The following is a 19,394-nucleotide window of genomic DNA, read 5'->3' on the forward strand; positions in this document are numbered from 1 at the left end:
CTGCCGCCCACAGCGGCCGCCCACAGCGACGGATGCTCGCTGCGTTGCTCTTGAACCAGGCGTACGGCTCTCTCTCGGACCTCGGGGGAAAACTTGGTTTGCTTGCTCATGGGCTCCATTCTCTCAAGAATTGGAGCCTCCACTAAACCCGGGGCGGTTCACCGAGCCATTGGAGTGCTTCGAGTGGAACTTGTGTGAAGGGCGTGCCGGCGCGGACGAAAAGCGCACGATGCCCATGGCGATGGATGGTGATTAACATGGCGACCTCAGCACTGGAAGCGCCTGATCGACACCAGCGACTGGTACGCCAGTGCGTGTCTGCGGGATGTAGCCAATTTCGTGTCTCCTATCGTCTTTGCGAGATCATCTAACGCGCTTCGCGTTGGTATAAGGCTAAAAGCCGTGCGCGAGCCCGACTTTGCAGTTCGTGTCAAAGGCATTGCGTTCCATGACAGGGAATGGCTTCAAGGCGATCCATTTGACAATGATCAAAGGAGGACGCATTGGGCTGTCCACAGTGCCCAGCCGGTTGAATTGCTCTGACACACACGGGACGAGCGTGCCTACGGACGATTCCGGTTCGGTCGTTGGGAATCGGTTTGTCAGCACCACGGTTCGCATCCGGGCCAGCTTAGCCTGTTCTAACCCAGTGACCCTCCCATCAACGGCAGCGAACAGCTGCCTTCCGCAAGCTCCCGGTCTTGTTCGAGGTCACTGTCAAAGCAGTCGCAACAGGCGCGAGGCGCCGGCCGTGGCACGCGTAGTTTCAGCGCCATGTCGTGTTGTTTCTTTCGCCGTGTACGGTTTGTAACTGGCAGTTACGAGTAGAATGCGCACCGCGGCGCGCCCCCCAAGGCGGGCCGCCCGTGATTGCAGGTGCCAACGATTCTTTCATTGGTTAAACGGGAAACAGGTGCGCCGCCCTGAAGCGGCAATGCCTGTGCTGCCCCCGCAACGGTAAGCAGGTTAGGGAACTGTCATGCCGATCCATCGGATCGGCGGCCACTGCGCAGGATTTATTGGCGTGGGAAGGCGACGGATTTCCGGGAGCGCGCTCCCGCCTGCCAGCCCGGATACCGGCCTGTCGTCAACATCGACATTCTCCGTCCGGGCGGGGTCGTCCGGCTTCACGATGAAATACAACCTGTCTGCGCATTCCGCTAGCCGCCCGCGCTCGGCTGAAACTTCGTCACGTGTGGCACGTGGTAGTCGGCCTCGTGTTCTGGCCGTATCTCTTGGCACCATTGCCAGCCTGAATCTTCCCTACGCTTTCGCCCAGGAAGCATCCGACAAGAAGGATGCGTCGCTGCCGCCAGTGGTAGTCAGTGAGAACGCCCAGCCCGGCATGGCGTTGTCCAGGCCCGAATTCACCGGCAGCCGCATGGGCCTGACGCCGTTGGAAACGCCGGCGAGCGTGGAAGTCCTCAGCGGCGAGACGATTCGTGCGCGTGGCGACCAGACCGTGCGCGAAGCCGTCACCCGCGCCACCGGTATCACCGGTAACCCGGCCCCCGGCAATGGCGGCACGTCGCTGACCGCGCGCGGGTTCGCGGGCCAGGGCTCGGTCATGCAACTGCTGGACGGCACGCGCATGTACGTGGCGTCGGGCACGGTGACGTTCCCGTTCGATACCTGGTCAGTCGACCGCATCGAGGTGCTGCGCGGCCCGGCCTCCGTGATGTACGGCGAGGGGGCGATTGGCGGCGTGGTCAACGTCGTGCAGAAGAAGCCAATCCGAGGGCCGATCGAGAACGAACTGCAAATCACGGGCGGCACCGAGAAGACCGCGCGCGTGGCCTTCGACAGCGGTGGCAAGATCAACGACAACCTGTCATACCGCTTCGCCACCGCGGCCAACCGCTCGGCGGGATGGGTGGACCGTGGCGATTCCAACAATCTGATGGTGTCGGCGTCGGTGCGGCTGGACGTGAATCCGGAATTCAACCTGACGTTGTCCTATGACGACGGCACCCAGCATCCGCAGCAATACCTGGGTACGCCGCTGGTCAACGGCAGCCTGGACACCTCGCTGCGCAAGAAGAACTACAACGTTGGCGATGCCGAAATCAGCTATCGCGACCGCTGGACGCGCCTGAATGCCGAATGGACGCCCAACGACCGCCTGAAGGTGCGCAACCAGTTCTATTACCTGACCAGCCATCGCCACTGGCGCGACAGCGAGACTTACACCTATCTGCCGGCGACGTCGCAGGTGCGCCGCACCGACTACCTGGAAATCCTGCACGATCAGGAGCAGGTGGGTGACCGCGCCGACGTGACCGTGCACAGCAAGCTGCTCGGGCTCGACAACACGACGACGGTTGGCTTTGACATCAACAAGATCAACTTCACGCATTCGAACAATTCGCCTTACGGCGGGACGTCGACCGTGAATGCGCGCGATTTCGATCCGGGGCTGTTCTTCAGCCCGCCGGGCATCGTCACCTCGCCGCGTTTCCGTACCAACACCACGCAGTACGCGCTGTTCGGCGAACACCGCATCGCCTTTACGCCGCAGTGGTCGGTCATCGGCGGCGTGCGCTTCGACCACGCCGAACTGACACGCACGGATCTGCTGGCCGGCTCCGCCTGGGAAAAGACGTTTGCCAACACCACGTGGCGTGTGGGCACGGTCTATCAGTTCACACCGAGTCTGGCGGTCTATGCGCAGTACGCCACGGCCACGGATCCGCTGGGCGCGCTGATCACCACGTCGGACGCGCAACGCAACTTCAATCTCGCCACGGGCAAGCAGGTAGAAGTGGGCGTCAAGCAGGCGTTCTGGGGCAATCGTGGCGAATGGACCTTCGCGGCCTACGAGATCCGCAAGAACGACCTGCTGTCGCGCGATCCCGTGAACCCGACCATCACGCAACAGGTCGGCGAACAGTCGTCGCGCGGTCTGGAGGCATCGGCCAGCGTGGAACTGCTGCGCGGCTTGCGTCTGGATATCAACGGTACCGTGCTGCGGGCGCGCTACGAGGACTTCAACGAGTCCGTGGGTGGCGTGCTGGTGTCGCGTGCCGGCAATGTGCCTGCCAGCGTGCCGCAGCAGGCGGCCAATGCATGGCTGACGTGGACCTTCCTGCCGCAATGGACGGTCGGCGCGGGCCTGCGCTATGTGGGCGGCCGCTATGCCGACACGGCGAACCGGGTGCGCGTGCCCAGCTATACAACAGTCGATACCGTACTGTCGTGGCGCGTGACCAGGCAAACGGCACTGACACTGCGCGTCTACAACCTGTTCAACAAGGACTACGCCGAATCGGTTTCCAACGGCGGCCAGCAATGGCTGCTCGGGCGTCCGCGCGCGGCGGAGCTGTCGGCCAACTTCTACTTCTGAGGTGGAATCGTGTGGCGCAAGACCAAGCGCTGGCTGTATCTGATCCATCGCTGGATGGGGATCGCGGGTTGCCTGCTGATTGCGATGTGGTTCGGTTCGGGACTGGTCATGATGTACGTGGGCTTTCCCGCGCTGACCGATGCCGAACGGCTTGCGGCGTTGCCAACGATCGATGCCAGCCGCGTCGTCGTAGGGCCCGATGCAGCCATGCAGGCTGCGGGTCTCGACCAGTATCCCCGCAGCCTGCGGCTTGAGATGGCGGGCGACCTGCCGGTCTATCGCATGATCGATGGCAAGGGTCAGCCTCACACGGTGTCGGCAGTCGATGGCCGCGTGATCGACCACGTCGATGCAGATACGGCCCGGGCCACCGCGCAGCGGTTTGCCGGCAAGCCCGCGCGATGGCTGGAGACGGCGGAACGCGACCAGTGGACGGTGCCGAACGGGCTCAACGCCTGGCGGCCCCTCCATCGCATCGCCATCGACGACGACGCAGGCACCGAGCTGTATGTCTCCGCGAAAACGGGCGAGGTCATGCGCGACACGCACCGCGCCGAACGGCTCTGGAACTGGCTGGGCTCGGTCCCTCACTGGCTCTACTTCACGCCGATCCGCAAGGATCCGCCGCTGTGGCGGCAGGTGGTGTTGTGGACGTCCGGCCCGTGTGCCGTGGTGGCTATCACCGGCATCTGGATTGGCTGGCTGCGGCTGCGTGTGCGGCGCCGCTTCGCCCACGGCAGCATGGCGGGCGCGTCGCCGTATCACGGCTGGATGGCGTGGCATCACGTGGCCGGACTCATCGGCTCGCTGTTCTTGCTGTTCTGGCTGATCTCGGGATGGTTGTCCGTCAATCCGAACCAGTGGTTCAACGGGCGCGGATTCGATGGTGCGGCATTGCAGCGCTATGCCGGGCACAACGCGGCATCCTTCCCCGCTCCGGCGTGGCAAGCCATTCGACAGGGCGATGGAGCACGCGAGATTCGCATGAACTGGGTCGGAGGCGCCCCTGTACTGCTGGTGGCATCAGGCGAGGGCAGCATCCAGGCGCTTGATCCGCGCAGTGGTCTTCCCTTGCAATGGGATCGTGGCGCACTGATTCGCTCTGCGGCCACGTTGCTACCCACCGCCAGCATCGCATCCAGTGAGGTGCAGACGGAACCGGACGCCTACTGGTACAGCCACCACAACACGCGCCAACTACCTGTGCTGCGCGTCCGTTTCGACGATACGGACCATACGTGGGCCTATATCCACCCAACGACCGGCCAGGTGATTGGCCGAAGTGACGATAGCCGCCGCGCGTACCGCTGGCTGTTCAACGCAGTCCACAGCTATGACTTCGTGACACTGACGCAACATCGTCCATGGTGGGATGCGGTGATGTGGGCGTTGTCGATCGTAGGTCTGGTGATGTCGGTCAGCGGCGTCGTGGTCGGCTGGCGGCGGTTGCGTCGCTGACTGGCTGGTTGATCAATCGTCGGCAAATCGGTAAGACACCAGCGACTCCGCGTTGCTGTCCACAAGGATCGTCTTGCCGGCCGGCGGAAACGCCCGCTGCACACAGTTTTCCCGTGGGCACACACGGCAGCCGGGCCCGATTGGCACAACGTCGGACGGGTGTTCGATGTCAATGTGGTCCGCGTAGACGAGTTCGCGCGCGTGTGCCAGTTCGCAGCCAAGACCGATGGCGAACAGCTTGCGTCGCGTGCGGTAGCCGCCGCCGCCGCGTTCGATCGTTCTGGCAATGCCGAAGTAGCGGATGCCGTCGGGCATCTCCGCAATCTGCGTGAGAATCCGGCCTGGCTGCGCGAACGCCTCATGTACGTGCCAGAGCGGGCATGCGCCGCCGTGCCGGGCAAAGTGGAATGACGTCGCGCTCTGCCGCTTCGAAATGTTCCCTGCCTGATCCAGGCGTATGAAGTAGAACGGCACGCCTCGGGCGTTGGGGCGCTGCATCGTCGACAGGCGATGGCATATCGTCTCGATGCTCACCTGAAAGTGCTGCTGTAGCAATTCGATGTCATATCTCACGCGCCGGGCGGCATCGAGAAAGCCGCCATACGGTAGCAGCATGGCGCCGGAAAAGTAGTGCGAGAGCCCCTGTCGCGCGAGTTCCCGAGTGGATGCGTCGGAGAACCCGGCCCGCCCGATTTCGCCCTCGATGACGTCCCCATGCATCAGTAGCGCGTACTGTGTCGCAAGCTGGAATGCCTGTTGCGCGTCGCTGAGTCCGGCACGCAGCGCGATCTGTCTGCGGGCGGGATCGAAGCGGCGCAGCCATCCGCCGCTGTCCTCCGCCTCGGTGACTGTGACGCCGAAGCCATCGCGTAGCAATTTCTGTAGCGGCGCGCTTCGGCCACCGGGCGTCAGGTTCGCCGACGCCGCCAACTCTTCCGCGAGGACATCGAGCGCATCCAGGTAGTTGTTTTCGCGATTGAAATGATCCCGCACTTCTTCGTGGGGGAGTGGCGCCGCAACCTCACGCAGCATGTCCGATCGGGCGTCCGGGCCAAGTTCGCCATAGAAGCGGTCGACGGCCTGCGCGTACTCGTCCCGCAGCCGCCCGTGCCGCGCATAGAGACTCAGGAAAGCCTCGACCAGATCGGGTGCCTGCTCGGTCATCCTTTGCAGCGCAGCCGGTGCAATCGTGCTCGACCAAACCGTGCGATCCCGCAATGCGACATCAAGCTCGGCAAGCTGGCGTTGGTCCTGCTCCTCCGAAAACTGCCCGACATCGCCGCCAAACACCTCGGCAAGTTTCAGCAACACCGCAGCCGTGACCGGGCGCTGGTTGTTTTCGATCTGACTGATGTAGCTCAGCGAAAGGGACAAGCGGCTTGCCAGCGTCACCTGACTCCATTCCCGCTGCTCGCGCAGTCTCCGTACGCGCGCGCCGACAAATATCTTTCTCGACTTCGTCATTTCACAACCTTCACAAAATTGCGGGAGGGATTGCGAAGATCTTCACAGGTATTCTCTTTTACTTCGGTAAGTTGTGTGGGTTTGTGAAGATTGCGAGTAGATTTTCTCCGAGTTTGATGTCGATGTCGAGCCAACCGGAGACCCCATGCATTCCGCCGAAATTCCCAGCATTCCGCTGCTCATCAATGGTGAGTTCGTCCAGTCACGCACGTCGGAGTGGCGTGATGTTGTAAACCCTGCGAACCAGCAGGTGCTGGCCCGCGTGCCGCTGGCGACCGCTGACGAAGTTGCCGCCGCCGTGGCAGCCGCGCAGACGGCATTTGCGTCCTGGAAGAGGACGCCGATCGGCACGCGCGCACGGATCTTCCTCAAGTACCAGGAGCTCATTCGCGCCAATATGAAGTCGCTTGCCGCGACGCTGACCGCCGAGCAAGGCAAGACACTGGCCGATGCCGAAGGCGATGTATTCCGCGGACTCGAAGTCGTTGAGCATGCCGCGGCCATTGGCAATCTGCAGCTCGGAGAGCTGGCGCACAACGTGGCGTCCGGCGTGGACACCTATACGCGGCTGCAGCCGCTCGGTGTCTGTGCCGGCATCACGCCGTTCAATTTTCCGGCCATGATTCCGCTGTGGATGTTCCCGATGGCCATTGCCTGCGGCAATACATTCGTGCTCAAGCCGTCGGAGCAGGACCCGATGGTGACCATGCAGCTGGTGGAGTTGGCATTACAAGCGGGGATTCCAAAGGGTGTTCTCAACGTTGTGCACGGCGCGGCCGACGTGGTGAACATGATCTGCGACCACCCGGATATCAAGGCCATTTCGTTCGTCGGTTCGACGAAGGTCGGGACACATGTGTATGAGCGCGCTTCGCTTGCGGGCAAGCGCGTGCAGTGCATGATGGGCGCAAAGAATCACGCCATCGTGCTGCCCGACGCGCACAAGGAGCAGACGCTCAATGCGCTGGCGGGCGCCGCATTCGGCGCGGCCGGCCAACGATGCATGGCCGTCTCGGTGGTGGTGCTCGTCGGCGACGCCAATCGCTGGGTACCGGATCTCGTGGCGAAGACCAGGACGCTGAAGATCGGGCCGGGACAGAACAATCCGGATGTGGGGCCCGTGATCTCGCGCCATGCCAGGACACGGATCGAAGGCCTGATCGCGCAAGGCGTCGAGGAGGGCGCGACACTGGAACTCGATGGGCGCATGCCGGAACTGCCCGGTGGCCTGGCAGAAGGCAATTTCATCGCGCCGACGATCTTCTCGGGAGTGCGCCCGGGAATGGCGATCTACGATCAGGAGGTGTTCGGTCCCGTGCTTGCGGTGGTTGGCGCCGATACGCTGGACGAAGCGATCGCACTCGTCAACGCCAATCCGAACGGCAACGGCGTCGCGGTGTTCACGCAGTCCGGCGCGGCGGCGCGCAAGTTCGAGGAAGAGATCGACGTCGGACAGGTCGGCATCAACGTGCCGATCCCAGTGCCCGTGCCGATGTTTTCGTTCACCGGCTCGCGTGCGTCCAAGCTGGGCGATCTTGGGCCCTACGGCAAGCAGGCGGTGCTGTTCTATACGCAGACGAAGACCATCACATCGCGCTGGTTCGAGGACGACGTTTCCACCGGCGTCAACACAACCATCCGGCTGCAGTAGCAGGGAAGCCGGCGATGGACTTCGACCTGAACGAGGATCAGCTCGCCTTCCAGCACACGGCGCGCGAATTCGCCGAACACGAATTCGCGCCCTTTGCGGCCGAGTGGGACGAGGCTCGGCATTTTCCGCGCGATGCGATCCGCAAGTCCGGTGAACTGGGCTTCTGCGGGCTCTATGTGCCGGCGGAATTTGGCGGCGTGGGATTGTCGAGGCTTGACGCGACCATTGTTTTCGAGGAGCTGGCGAGCATCTGCCCATCCACAACGGGATTCATCACGATCCACAACATGGCGACCTGGATGGTGACCACGTTCGGCTCGCAGGAGCTTGCGACGTACTGGGGGCCGCGTCTTGCCAGCGGCAGCGCACTGGCATCGTATTGCCTGACGGAGCCCGGGTCCGGGTCCGATGCGGCATCGCTGCGCACCACGGCGCGCATGGAACGCGATGGCTTTGTGGTGAATGGCAGCAAGGCGTTCATTTCGGGCGCAGGGGAGACGGACGTGCTGGTTCTCATGGCGCGCACGGGCGGACCCGGCGCGCCGGGCATTTCCGCGCTGCTGGTTCCGGCGGACAGCCCGGGTATCCAGTATGGAAAGAAGGAAACCAAGATGGGCTGGAACAGCCAGCCAACGCGCACCATCAGTTTTGACAACGTGCGCGTGCCGGCGGGCAATCTGCTTGGGGAGGCGGGCAGCGGCTTCAGGATAGCGATGAAGGGGCTCGATGGCGGGCGCATCAATATCGCCACCTGCTCGATCGGCGCCGCGCAAGGCGCATTGCGTGTGGCACATCGATACATGCATGAGCGGGAGCAGTTCGGCAAACCTCTGGCGGATTTCCAGGCGCTGCAATTCAAGCTGGCCGATATGGCTACCGAACTGGTGGCGGCCAGGCAGATCGTGCGGCTTGCAGCGTCGAAGCTCGACGCCTGCGATGCGGAGGCTTCGGTCTACTGCGCCATGGCCAAGCGCCTGGCCACCGACGTGGGCTTCAACGTCTGCAACGAGGCCCTGCAGATCCATGGCGGCTACGGTTACCTCCGCGACTATCCGCTGGAGCGGTTGCTGCGTGATGCACGCGTGCATCAGATCCTTGAAGGCACGAATGAAATCATGCGCGTGATCGTCGCCCGCAGGCTGTTGCAGGACAACGCTACGGAGGTGATCCGATGAGCGACGCCATGGAACGCGACACGCCCGTACTGATCTCGACAATTGAGACGGCCAGCGGGCATTTGTTCGGCCGCGTGACACTCAACGCCCCCGACAGTCTCAATGCGTTGACCATGGCGATGGTCGAGCGGATCGATCCCCAGATGGCGCGGTGGGCGGTTGACTCGCGCGTTGTCGGCGTCCTGCTGGACGGCGTGGGCGAAAAGGCATTCTGCGCTGGCGGCGACATTGTCGGGCTATATCGCTCGATCAAGGCCGTGGCGCCCGGTGAGGTGCCGCGCGAGGCAGCCGCATTCTTCGCGCGCGAATATCGCCTGGATTACCGCATCCATCGGTTTCCAAAGCCTGTTCTCTGTTGGGGAACGGGCATTGTGATGGGCGGTGGGATTGGCCTGCTCGCCGGCGCATCGCACCGTGTTGCGACGCAAGCCACGCGCATGGCGATGCCCGAAGTCGCGATCGGGCTGTATCCGGACGTGGGCGGGAGCTGGGTGTTGTCGCGCATGCCCGGCAAGGCGGGCATGTTCCTTGGGCTGACCGGGATGTCGCTGAACGTCAATGACGCGCTGTATGCGGGACTGGCAACGCACGCGGCACATTCCGGCCAGCGCGGCATGCTGCTCGAAACGATTGCAGCCGCGTCATGGCACGGCGATGCCGATGCCGATGCAGCCCGGTTGGATCGCTTGCTCGCGGCATTGCAGAACGGCCTGGAGCTACCCGAGTCCGCGCTGAAGACGCATGCTGCCCGGATCGACGAATTGATCGGCGACCGCGACGATCTCCATCAGATCGTCAAGCGGCTGAAGGCCCTGAACGACGACGCGGATCCATGGCTGGCGAAGGCTGCAGGCGCCGTTGCCGGTGCTTCGCCAACGTCTCTGGCACTCACGTATGCGATGCAACAACGCGCCCGCGAAATGTCGCTGGCGGATGTCTTCAGACTGGAATGGCAAGCATCGCTCGGTTGCTGTACGCATCAGGATTTTCCGGAAGGGATTCGGGCCTTGCTGATCGACAAGGACAAACGACCGCGGTGGAAGCCTGCCGCGCTTGAAGCGGTGACACCAGAACACATTGCAAGCCATCTCGCGCCGCTGCATGGCGGCGCGCATCCCCTGGCCGATCTGGCCTGAACGAGGAGACATCGATGTCCAGCAGCACGCGTATTGCCTTTATCGGACTCGGAAACATGGGCGCGCCCATGGCGGTGAACCTGCATCGCGCGGGATTCGACGTCACGGCATTCGACCTCGGTGCCGACGCGCTGGCCCGTGTTCGCTCTGAGGGCCTGAACACGGCAAGTTCGGCGCGAGCCGCCGTGGATGGCGCTTCGATCGTGATCTCGATGCTGCCAAACAGCCGGCATGTGGAATCGCTTTACCTCGGGAGCGATGGACTGCTGCCGGTGCTCGAGGCCGGCACACTGATTGTCGATTGCAGCACGATCGCACCCGCATCCGCGAAGAAGGTCGCCATGGCCGCGGCGGAAAGTCGACTTGAAATGATAGACGCACCGGTATCCGGGGGAACGGCCGGCGCGGCTGCGGGAACCTTGACGTTCATCGTCGGCGGCACCGAAGGCGCATTGGCAAGGGCCAGGCCGGCGCTTGACGCGATGGGCAAGAACATCTTCCATATGGGCGCATCGGGCGCCGGTCAGGTGGCAAAGCTCTGCAACAACATGGCGCTCGGCGTGATCATGGCCGTGACTGGCGAGGCCCTGGCATTGGGCGCCTCGCATGGACTCGATCCGGGCACGCTGTCGCGGATGATCGCTGTCAGCACGGGACGAAGCTGGGCGACGGAAGTCTGCAACCCATGGCCTGGCGTGCTCGAGAACGCGCCGTCCTCGCGTGGCTACACAGGCGGCTTTGGCAACGACCTCATGCTCAAGGATCTGGGCCTGGCGGTGGAGGCGGCGATGTCAGTGGGCGCCACGGTTCCGCTGGGCGAGCTCGCGCGTAACCTGTACTCGTTGAACCATCGCTCGGGGCGGGGCGGACTGGATTTTTCCAGTGTGATCAGGCTCTACACGGAAGAGGCGGACGACGACCGGCGCGCCTGACGCAGCATTCGTCGCAAACTGGCAACACTTCGACCCCCTCAGTTACTTTTTCTTTCACGCCGTACGCAAACGATAAGCGTTATCATTTACATTCTTGGCCTTCGCAAGTTTTTGCTACAAGGAAGGTCAGTCATGAAATCGAGCCGCTGCGGCGTTTCTCGCCCTGCCCCCAGGATCGCGCTTTGCGCAACAGCTGTTGCTGTTACCGCACTTTGCATGACGCCGCCTCGGGCCGGCGCGCAGCAGAGCGACGAGTCATCGGGGCAAAGCGGTAACGCCGAGCGTGTTCTGGAAACGGTCCAGGTGTCGGGAAACTGGCTCGGGACCGGGCTGCAGAACAGCGTGAAGACCTTCCCCGGCGCACGCACGGTGGTCAGTGAGCAGCAGATCGAGCAGAGCGGCGCGCAGAGTATCGGCGACGTCATGCGCCGCATCCCGGGCGTGCAATCGACCGACAACTCCGGCACCGCCGGCAGCGCCGTTTCGCTCAATATCGGTGTGCGCGGGCTGAGTGGTCGCTACACGCCGCGCTCCACGGTGCTTCTCGACGGCATTCCGATGGCCGTGGCGCCTTACGGCCAGCCGCAGCTGTCGTTCGCGCCGGTGAGTCTGGGCAATATCGAATCGATCGACGTGGTCCGCAGCGGCGGCGCGGTGCGCTACGGCCCGCAGAACGTTGGCGGCATCATCAACTTCAACACCAAGCCAATCCCGACCGGCCCCGGCATCACCGGCGAGGCCTCGGTCCGCGAGAACATCTACACCGAGGGCGGCGGCAGCAACACTCAGTACAACGCGTTCGTGGGCACCACACTTGATAGCGGCCTGGGCCTGGCGCTGTTGTACTCGGGCATGACCGGCCGCGAATGGCGCAAGGGCAGCGACGACGACGTCCACGACCTGGCCGTGAAGTTCGCCTACGACATCACCCCGACCCAGCAGGTCTACGGCAAGGTGAGCTACTACGACGTCAAGTCGCGCACGCCGGGCGGCCTGACCGTCGCACAATTCAACGCCGATCCGTTTCAGAACACGCGGCCGAACGACTACTGGAGCGGCAACCGCTACGGCTTCGACCTCGGCTACGTGAACACGATTTCCGCGAATCAGGAATTCGAGATCCGCACGTTCTTCAACGACAGCTATCGCCAGAGCACGCTGCAGCAGAGCGCCACCGTGATCGCGCACCAGCCGCGCAACTACACCACGTTCGGCATCGAACCGCGCTTCACGCAACGCGTGGCGCTGGGCCCKACCACGCACGACATCACGGTCGGCTACCGCTACATCCGCGAGCGCGGCGACGACAACACGTACAACCAGAACCTCATCACGGGCGTGAAGGCCACGACCACGACGTTCGACAATGCCACGGACGCCCACGCCGTCTACATCGACGACCGCATCGCGTATGGCAACTGGCGCATCGTGCCGGGCGTGCGCTTCGAGCATATCGACACCACACGCCAGCAGCGCGGCACCACGACGCAGTGGGATAGCCTGAACAACAAGGCGCTGCCGTCGGTCAACGTGTCGTACCTGGTGAACAATGCGTGGACCGTGTTTGCCGACTACAGCACGTCGTTTGGCCCGGTGCAGAATACCCAGCTGAATTCCCAGACGCCGAACAATCCACTGCAGCCGGAAGTGGCGAAGACGTTCGAAGTGGGTACGCGCTGGACCGACAACAACATCAAGGCGGAACTGACGGCCTTCAAGATCAAGTTCGACAACCAGATTCTGCAGGTGCCGGGCCTGTTCCCGGCCACGTTCCAGAACATCGGCGCCACCGATCATGATGGCGTGGAAGCGGCGATCGACTACGCGTTCGACCGTGGCAGCCTGCTGGGCGGCCTGAACCTGTACGCCAACTACACGTACACGCGCGCGATCCAGAAGTCGGGCACCACGGCGGGCCTGGATGTGCCGTTCTACTCGCGCACCACCGATACCATCGGCGCACGCTACGACTGGCGCAGCTGGACGTTCAACGTCTCGACCACGCACCAGAGCAAGCAGTACGCGGATCTGGCGAACACGGTGGCGGAGTCCGCGGACGGCAGCAATGGGCTGATCCCGGGCTTCCGGACATGGAACATCCAGGCGATGTTCAAGGTGCCGCAGCGCAAGAACACCGATATCGCGATCGGCATCAATAACCTGTTCGACAAGCGCTATTACACGCGTACCACCGACAGTAACGCCGGCCGACTGGTTGGCGCGCCGCGCATGGTCTACATCCAGGCGCGTGCTGCGTTCTAATGACCGTGTGAGGCGCTGAGGGACGTCCATCTGCCGTCCCTCGGCGCCGACAGCCGACAACTGCCTGGTCATTTCCGGGAAGGCATACCAACCCGCGCCCCTGTATGGGCGCGGGTTTTGTGTTTCTGGTGCGAGTGTTCACGGGGCTCGCTGCCGCCGTTTCACCGCATCGAGGAAATCCGCGCCGGGGTTGTGACGGTAAACTGTTGCGACGAAGGCGACATCACCATGCCGTTGGGTGGCGACAAGGCGTCGGGATTCGGCAGGGCGGAATACCGGTCGCAACTTCGTCATCCGTCGTCAACTACCCTCATCGCGGAAGCAGGTGTCGCGTTCCCGGTCGATGAACAACTGTAAGTGCTGACATGCAAGGCAAGAGAAAAGCAACGCTGATTGGGCTGACCGCAGTTCTGCTATGGAGCTCGATCGTCGGCCTGATTCGTGGTGTGAGTGAGAGCTTCGGCGCCACCGGCGGCGCTGCCCTGATTTATACAGTCGGCGCCATATTGCTGTCTTTCACCGTCGGGCTCACGAAGGTTCGGCAATTCTCCGGGCGATATCTGTTCTGGGGCAGCATCCTGTTCGTTGTCTACGAGCTTTGTCTGTCCCTGTCTATCGGCTATGCGAACAGCGGCAGGCAAGCCATTGAGGTTGGGATGGTTAACTATCTGTGGCCGAGCTTTACGATGCTGGCCGCCATTGTGTTCAACCAGCAGAAGTCCAATCTGCTGATCGTGCCGGGCTTCGCGGTAGCCGTTGTCGGAATCTGCCTTGTACTCGGCGGAGATCAGGGCCTGGACATCGCAGGCATGGTCGGGAATATCAAAACGAATCCGCTCAGCTATGGACTAGCCTTCTTTGGTGCGTTGATCTGGGCAGCCTATTGCACCGTCACCAGCAGGATGGCTGGCGGCAAAAATGGCATCACGCTGTTCTTCACATTGACGGCGCTGGCATTGTGGCTGAAGTACTTCACGACGGAAGACGGCGCGATGGGAATGAGCTACCACGGGATCATCTATCTCGCGATGGCAGCGTCAGCCATGGGGTTCGGCTATGCCGCATGGAATGTGGGCATTCTGCATGGGAACGTGACCATTCTTGCCGGCGCGTCGTATTTCATCCCCGTGCTGTCCGCGGCCCTGGCGGCCGCGCTATTGCAAGCACCGCTTTCGCTCGCATTCTGGAAGGGCGCCGCCATGGTTTGCGCCGGCTCCATTCTTTGCTGGTTTGCGACACGAGGGCAGAGTACGAAGCCAGCGCCGTCAGCACGTTCTCGCCAGAGTTAGCGGCCCCGGCCGATCGAACGGAGCAAGCGCTCGCCGTCCGTGGTGATCCGTATCGCGTTGCGCTCGGCGCTCCGGGATTCAAGACGGACCAATTGGCGTTCGACCAGGGTGCCGATATCGGCAGGGTCCAGTTCCCCGTGCCGCTCCGAGTTGCTGAGAATCAGCAAGGCTGCGAATTCATGAGGACTTAGCATCTCGATTGCCCCTTGTGTTGCGTTGCCTGGCGTGGCTTGCGGCGCGGGCATGTGCATGCCGCGGTGGCCGCTCGTCTCCGAATCTTCTAGTTCGTTAAACGACTATAGTCACGCCGCCGGCGGCTGCGGGGGCCGAGACAGGCCGGGTTGAGCAGGGTCAATTTGTGATGTGGCGGCCGTCGCTGGTCAACTCGTCTGCGTTGGGAGAATTCGCAGGAGGGAGACGCAAGAAGACGCGCCGATGCGATCAGGCACCGGCACGTCAGGAACAAAGAGACCCGCGCGAGGCAGGATTGGCCGCGCAGCCTAATCCGCGCGTTCGGAGCGCACCAGTAATACGGGCTTGTTGGTCTTCGCGATCACCCCTTCCGAGACGCTGCCCATGATCAGCCGCTTCATGCCGCGCCGGCCATGCGTACCCATGACGATGAGATCGGCGCTCCATTCGTCCGCCTGGGCGACGATCGTCGAGGAGATCTGCCCGGGCGCAACGGGCCTCTCGATCAGTTCGGTGATGCAGCGGATTCCGGCCTCGTTCAGTTTCCGCGCCGCCGAGGCCAGCGCCTGCTGCCCGACGCTGATCAAGCCGCGCAGCACGTCGTTGGGGTCGATATAGCTCGTTTCGAAGAACAGATCGCTGTCGTCCACGACAAAGATGGCCTTCACCTCGGCATTCGTGGCCCTGGCCATGTACTGCGCCTGCGAGAGGGCGAGTTCCGAAGAGGGGCCGCCGTCAACGGCGAGAAGGATGCGCTGGTACATGAGAGTGTCCTCTGTCTGGATCGGGGGGCGGATGCGGTCGAAAACCTGAGAGGCATCCTTGATCTCAGGGTAGGCCGTTCGGGCGCGCCGCGTTTGCGTTACGTCAAACGGGCATAGCCGTCCGGGTCAGAACAACAAATGATGTATGAGGCATATATGTAGAGATCGCTACAGCATTGAAGATTAGTCTATGGGTTCCTATGATGTGCCCATGACCCCCGCCTCCGATGCCTGGAACCTGCTGATCGTCAGCCTGCCGACCTCCGGCGCCACCGCGCGCATGCGGATCTGGCGCGCCCTCAGAAACCTCGGCTGCGCCGCGCTGCGCGACGGCGCCTACCTGTTGCCGGCAGGTCAGGAGCACGTGGCACAGCTACGCAAGCTGGCCGACGAAACGCTGCAGGAAGGCGGTCAAGCCTGGCTGTTGCATGTGAGCGCCCATGATCCGGACGAGGCCGCTGCCTACCGTGACCTGTTTGACCGGGGGGCCGACTACGGTGAACTGCTGGCGGCACTCTCGGAATCCCGCGCCACCCTGGCCCGGCTGAACGGGACCGAACTGAGCCGCCTGCTGCGCCGGCACGGGCGGGTGTATGAATCCATTCGGCATATCGACTTTTTTCCCAATGAGGCATCGGCCCGTGCCGAGGCGCAGTGGCAGGACTTCGCCGGCGCCATCGAGACCCTTCAATCCCCCGGGGAACCGCATCCGCTGGCGGACGGCATCGCCCGACGGGATCCGATGCAGTATCAGGGCCGATTGTGGGCAACACGCCGCCGCCTGTGGGTGGACCGCGTGGCCAGTGCCTGGCTGATCCAGCGATTTATCGACCCGCATGCCCGTTTCGTGTGGCTCGACACGCCGGCCGATTGCCCGGCCGACGCGCTCGGCTTTGACTTCGACGGCGCCACGTTCACACACGTCGGCGACCGTGTTTCCTTCGAGGTGTTGCTGGCGAGCTTCGGCCTGGAAACAGACCGCGGCCTGCGCCGCCTGGGCGCGATGGTGCATTCGCTCGATGTCGGCGGCGTGGCGGTGCCGGAAGCCAGCGGCTTTGAAGCCATGCTGGCGGGGGCTCGCGAACGGCTGGCCCACGATGACGCGCTGCTGGCCGAGACGGGACAGGTGCTCGACTCCCTGTATACCCATTTCTCCGCAAGCGGAAGACCCTGATTCGACCGTTTTCAAGGAACATCTATGTCCGACACGCAGCAAGCCGGTCTTCCCCAGGTGCCGACCGCCGAGCAGCCTGGCTACACGCTCTGGCACCTCGTGCTCTATTTCATTCGTCTTGGGACGTTCGGCTTCGGCGGCCCGGTGGCGCTGACGGGCTACATGCACCGCGACCTGGTGGACCGGCGCCAATGGATCACGGATGCCGACTACAAGGAAGGGCTGGCCCTCGCGCAACTGGCGCCCGGACCTCTGGCTGCCCAGCTCGCGATCTATCTGGGCTACGTGCATTACCGCATTCGTGGCGCCACCCTTGTCGGAATCGGCTTTGTGCTGCCATCGTTCCTGATGGTCATCGCACTGGGCTGGGCCTATGTCCGCCTCGGTGGATTGTCGTGGATGCAGGCGGTGTTCTATGGCGTGGGCGCGGCTGTCATCGGCATCATCGCGATCAGCGCCTGGAAGCTCACCATGAAGAGCGTGGGCAAAGACAAGCTGCTTTGGGCGATTTACCTGATCCTTGTCGCCGTGACGGTTATCACCGAATCGGAGGTAGCGTGGCTGTTCCTTGCGGCCGGCTTCGTGAACTGGTTCTGGCGCGCGCCGCCCAGGTGGCTGCAACAGGGCGGCGGGGTCAACGCGCTGGCCGCCGTTCAGTTGCCAGCGGCCGGCGGCATGTTCAGCACGATGGACTGGCCGCTGCTGACGCAGATCGGCGTGTTCTTTGCCAAGGCGGGGGCGTTCGTGTTCGGGTCGGGCCTGGCCATCGTGCCCTTCCTCTACGGCGGCGTTGTCACGGATTTCCACTGGCTGAACGACAAGCAGTTTGTCGATGCGGTAGCCGTGGCGATGATCACGCCCGGGCCTGTGGTGATCACCGTTGGCTTCATCGGCTACCTGGTCGCCGGTCTGCCGGGCGCTTGTGTTGCGGCGCTGGCGACATTCCTGCCGTGCTACCTGTTCACCATCCTGCCTGCGCCGTACTTCAAGAAGTACGGCAAGCTGCCCGCCATCCTTGCCTTTGTCGATGGCGTCACCGCGGCCGCGGTCGGCGCCATCACCGGTGCGGTGATCGTGCTGGCCAAGCGTTCCATTGTCGATGTGCCGACGATATTGCTTGCCCTCGGCACCGCGGCACTGCTGCTCAGGTTCAGAAAGTTGCCGGAGCCCGTCATCGTCGCCGGGGCGGCGCTGATCGGACTGGCTGTATATCCGTTGCTGCATCACTAGGCTGGCAAGCGCCGGCGCGACATCATGATGCGACGCCCCCACACGGATCCGATTGCCGCCCCGGGCCACGACTGGTTCGCGCGGCTCGTCTTGCCCGCCGGCGTTCGCCCGGACGCCTTGCTGCTGCTCGTCGGGCGTGCGCTACGCGGTGTCTGCGACGGCTTTACTGCGGTGCTGTTGCCAGCGTACCTGCTCGCGCTTGGCTTCGGCCCGTTGGCCGTCGGCATCATCAGCAGTGCCACGCTTGTGGGTTCGGCGCTGGCGACGATCCTGGTCGGCGTTGCCGGCCATCGCTACCCGCAGCGCCGCATGCTGATGCTTGCGGCGTGCATGATGGCAGCAACCGGCATGGGCTTTGCCGGACTCTCATCGCTGTGGCCGCTCTTGCTTGTCGCCTTTGTCGGCACGCTCAATCCTGGCTCCGGCGATGTCAGCCTGTTCCTGCCGCTGGAGCTGGCACGGCTGGCGGACTCTGCCACCCCTGCATCCCGGACGGCATTGTTCGCGCGCTACAGCCTGGTCGGCGGACTATCCGCTGCATTGGGAGCGCTGGCGGCGGCGTTGCCCGATCTGCTGGTGCTCCGTGCAGGCCTGTCATCCCTCACCGCCATGCGGGCGATGTTCGTCGTCTACGCGCTGACCGGCGCCGCGCTCTGGTTTCTCTATCTCCGGCTGCCAGCTCCTGATCAGCACGCAACGCCTGCGACGACGCCCCTCGGCCCATCGCGCGGGATTGTGATTCGCCTCGCGCTGCTTTTCAGCGTGGATGCCTTTGCCGGCGGCCTGGTGGTGAACGCGCTGCTATCGCTTTGGCTGATGCAGCGCTTTGGTCTTTCCCCGGGATCGGCGGGGCAGTTCTTTTTCTGGGCCGGCCTGCTGAGCGCCGCGTCGCAGCTGGTCGCCGTGCCGCTGGCGCAGCGCTTCGGCTTGCTGAACACCATGGTGTTCACGCATATCCCATCCAGCCTCTGCCTGATCGCCGCCGCATTCTCGCCGGCGCTGATACCCGCGCTGGCGTTACTGCTCGTGCGCAGCGCGCTATCTCAAATGGACGTACCGACGCGCACGGCCTATGTGATGGCGATTGTCACGCCAGCGGAGCGTCCGGCGGCAGCGAGCCTCACAGCGGTGCCCAGAAGCCTTGCCGCCGCGCTCGGGCCGACGATTGCCGGCGCGCTGCTCGTGGTGGGCTGGCCCGCCGCACCACTGGTGGCCTGTGGGGTGCTCAAGATTGCTTACGACCTCGCGCTGTTCCGCGCGTTTCGCCACATCGAGCCATCCGGTTGACCGGATGCCGACCCAAGGCCATGATAGCCACGACATT

Annotated in this window: 15 protein-coding genes and 1 riboswitch; of the genes, 12 read left to right on the forward strand and 3 right to left on the reverse strand. The window is 63.4% G+C overall.

Annotated features, from left to right (window positions below; genetic code table 11):
* Positions 1–857: 857 nt before the first annotated feature.
* A riboswitch (cobalamin riboswitch) is annotated at positions 858–1,099 on the forward strand.
* Between the two features lie 96 nt (positions 1,100–1,195).
* Both AC1DOX_RS25975 and AC1DOX_RS25980 read left to right on the forward strand, forming a co-directional pair.
* Positions 1,196–3,343, forward strand: coding sequence for a TonB-dependent receptor (locus tag AC1DOX_RS25975; protein WP_441622513.1), 2,148 nt, complete (start codon positions 1,196–1,198; stop codon positions 3,341–3,343).
* Between the two features lie 9 nt (positions 3,344–3,352).
* Positions 3,353–4,801, forward strand: coding sequence for a PepSY domain-containing protein (locus AC1DOX_RS25980; RefSeq protein ID WP_441622515.1), 1,449 nt, complete (start codon positions 3,353–3,355; stop codon positions 4,799–4,801).
* A 12-nt stretch (positions 4,802–4,813) separates the two neighbouring features.
* On the opposite strand, the gene AC1DOX_RS25985 is transcribed toward AC1DOX_RS25980, so the two are convergent.
* Positions 4,814–6,265, reverse strand: a complete 1,452-nt coding sequence (locus tag AC1DOX_RS25985) for a short-chain fatty acyl-CoA regulator family protein (protein WP_441622517.1) — start codon at positions 6,263–6,265, stop codon at positions 4,814–4,816.
* Between the two features lie 145 nt (positions 6,266–6,410).
* On the opposite strand from AC1DOX_RS25985, the gene AC1DOX_RS25990 reads away from it, so the two are divergent.
* From AC1DOX_RS25990 to yddG, 7 genes are all read left to right on the forward strand, one after another.
* Positions 6,411–7,916 (forward strand): CoA-acylating methylmalonate-semialdehyde dehydrogenase, encoded by a 1,506-nt coding sequence (locus AC1DOX_RS25990; RefSeq protein ID WP_441622519.1) that lies wholly within the window; start codon positions 6,411–6,413, stop codon positions 7,914–7,916.
* Positions 7,917–7,930: 14 nt separating this feature from the next.
* Entirely contained in the window at positions 7,931–9,091 is a 1,161-nt protein-coding gene (locus AC1DOX_RS25995; protein WP_477101574.1) for an acyl-CoA dehydrogenase family protein, read from the forward strand.
* The gene (locus AC1DOX_RS26000) at positions 9,088–10,227 is read left to right on the forward strand and encodes an enoyl-CoA hydratase/isomerase family protein (protein ID WP_441622523.1); all 1,140 of its coding nucleotides are present in this window, start codon (positions 9,088–9,090) and stop codon (positions 10,225–10,227) included. Before AC1DOX_RS25995 ends, AC1DOX_RS26000 begins: the two co-directional genes overlap by 4 nt.
* Positions 10,228–10,241: 14 nt before the next feature.
* Complete coding sequence (gene mmsB / locus AC1DOX_RS26005) at positions 10,242–11,159, forward strand: 3-hydroxyisobutyrate dehydrogenase (protein ID WP_477101573.1); 918 nt, start codon at positions 10,242–10,244, stop codon at positions 11,157–11,159.
* Between the two features lie 132 nt (positions 11,160–11,291).
* Positions 11,292–13,421, forward strand: a complete 2,130-nt coding sequence (locus tag AC1DOX_RS26010) for a TonB-dependent receptor family protein (RefSeq protein WP_441622527.1) — start codon at positions 11,292–11,294, stop codon at positions 13,419–13,421.
* Positions 13,422–13,538: 117 nt separating this feature from the next.
* Positions 13,539–13,778, forward strand: a complete 240-nt coding sequence (locus AC1DOX_RS26015) for an aldehyde dehydrogenase family protein (protein ID WP_441622529.1) — start codon at positions 13,539–13,541, stop codon at positions 13,776–13,778.
* An 8-nt stretch (positions 13,779–13,786) separates the two neighbouring features.
* The gene (yddG, locus tag AC1DOX_RS26020) at positions 13,787–14,710 is read left to right on the forward strand and encodes an aromatic amino acid DMT transporter YddG (RefSeq protein WP_441622531.1); all 924 of its coding nucleotides are present in this window, start codon (positions 13,787–13,789) and stop codon (positions 14,708–14,710) included.
* Here yddG and AC1DOX_RS26025 read toward each other — a convergent pair.
* On the reverse strand, positions 14,707–14,955 hold the full coding sequence (locus AC1DOX_RS26025) for a hypothetical protein (protein ID WP_441622533.1): 249 nt from the start codon (positions 14,953–14,955) through the stop codon (positions 14,707–14,709). The two genes, yddG and AC1DOX_RS26025, sit on opposite strands and share 4 nt — an antisense overlap.
* A gap of 255 nt (positions 14,956–15,210) precedes the next feature.
* Complete coding sequence (locus tag AC1DOX_RS26030; protein WP_441622535.1) at positions 15,211–15,666, reverse strand: universal stress protein; 456 nt, start codon at positions 15,664–15,666, stop codon at positions 15,211–15,213.
* Between the two features lie 211 nt (positions 15,667–15,877).
* Between AC1DOX_RS26030 and AC1DOX_RS26035 the strand changes: the two genes are divergently transcribed.
* From AC1DOX_RS26035 to AC1DOX_RS26045, 3 genes are read left to right on the forward strand one after another with little or no spacing between them, the layout of a single operon-like run.
* Positions 15,878–16,840 (forward strand): chromate resistance protein ChrB domain-containing protein, encoded by a 963-nt coding sequence (locus tag AC1DOX_RS26035; protein WP_441622537.1) that lies wholly within the window; start codon positions 15,878–15,880, stop codon positions 16,838–16,840.
* Between the two features lie 24 nt (positions 16,841–16,864).
* Positions 16,865–18,070, forward strand: coding sequence for a chromate transporter (locus tag AC1DOX_RS26040; protein WP_477101572.1), 1,206 nt, complete (start codon positions 16,865–16,867; stop codon positions 18,068–18,070).
* Positions 18,071–18,097: 27 nt separating this feature from the next.
* Positions 18,098–19,357 (forward strand): MFS transporter, encoded by a 1,260-nt coding sequence (locus AC1DOX_RS26045; RefSeq protein ID WP_441622604.1) that lies wholly within the window; start codon positions 18,098–18,100, stop codon positions 19,355–19,357.
* The last annotated feature ends 37 nt before the right edge of the window (positions 19,358–19,394 follow it).

This window comes from Cupriavidus sp. 01L415, from assembly GCF_056400065.1.